Origin of the sequence: Roseburia inulinivorans DSM 16841, from assembly GCF_000174195.1 — a bacterium.
Taxonomy (GTDB): domain Bacteria; phylum Bacillota; class Clostridia; order Lachnospirales; family Lachnospiraceae; genus Roseburia; species Roseburia inulinivorans.
In genome coordinates this window covers 1-1,246 of record NZ_ACFY01000121.1, presented here as the reverse complement: position 1 = coordinate 1,246, position 1,246 = coordinate 1, and the positions used below count along the sequence as shown (strand labels likewise).

General features: G+C 37.2%; 1 protein-coding gene and 1 pseudogene. Both read right to left on the bottom strand.

Annotated features, from left to right (window positions below; genetic code table 11):
* Nucleotides 1–816: ABC transporter ATP-binding protein (locus ROSEINA2194_RS13460; RefSeq protein ID WP_007888226.1), on the bottom strand; the 816-nt coding region annotated here is incomplete at its 3' end.
* A gap of 2 nt (nt 817–818) precedes the next feature.
* A pseudogene (locus ROSEINA2194_RS13455) lies at nt 819–1,195 on the bottom strand (GntR family transcriptional regulator).
* Nucleotides 1,196–1,246: the final 51 nt, after the last annotated feature.

Genomic DNA, 1,246 nt, shown 5'->3' with positions numbered 1-1,246 from the left:
GTGGTCTATCACGATTTCTTTGTACTTTCTCTGCATTGCTTTACAATCTGAAACCAGAACATCAATTTGAAAATCACGTTTCCGATAAACAATAATATCTGCCGGATCTAATGCAAGGAATTGATTTTCCCTGCAGCGCATAACCGCATAATTATAAACCAAATCATTTTTCGATACGGTCATAATCAGTTTTCCGTTATGAATGAATGTAATATAGTCTGCCACTTTTTCTAAATCACTTGTAATATGGGAAGAAAGTAAAATAGAGTGGTCTTCTTCCTGTACAAAATCAAGGAATGTATCTAACATCTCGTCGCGTACAACAGGGTCAAGTCCGCCAGTAGCTTCATCCAGAATTAGCAGTTGTGGATGGTGTGATAAAGCAACCGCAATCGCTAATTTCATTGTCATCCCTCTGGAATATTGCTTAATTTTTTGATTTGCAGGTAATTTGTATTCTTTTAAAAATTTCTGAAACAAAATATTGTCCCATTGCTTATAAAATCCTGACATAACTTTCGCTAATTGTGCTGCTGTCCAATAAGCTGGAAAATTATCTCCGTCATAAACAACACCTATTTTTTCCCGCATATCTGTATCTGCGTCTGTCATTTCTTTTCCAAACAACTTTACCATTCCGCTGTCTTTGGCGATTGTATTTAGAATACAGCCAATCGTTGTAGTTTTTCCGGCTCCGTTTTCCCCGACAAAACCCATAATAGAACCATACGGCAGAGAAAAAGTCACATTTTCTAACGCAAAATTTGACTTAGAAAATGTTTTGGAAACCTGTTGTAATTCTAAAATATTTTCCATGCTCATTCGTCCTCCTGATAGAATAAAGCCAACAACTCCGTCAATTTTTCAAGGGAAATATTACTTGTCCGTCCAATCTCTGCGGCGGCTTGTAAATGTTCCTCTGCAATACGTTGTTGTTCTTCTTGATAAAATTCTTTGTTTTGTGCCGATACAAAACTCCCCCTGCCAACAGTTGTTTCAATAAAACCGTCCCTTTGCAGATCCTCATATGCTTTTTGACGGTAATCACACTAACATGAATAGATTTTGCCAGTGAACGCATTGAGGGAATAGCGTCTCCAGCTTGCAGTTCTCCACTCATTATCATTGCTTTTATCTGCGATGTGATTTGCTCATATATCGGCTTGTTGGCGTTATTACTGATAATGATTTCCATAACTCACCGCCTTCGTTTTTTTGATTGTACTTAATGTACAAGTACATTATA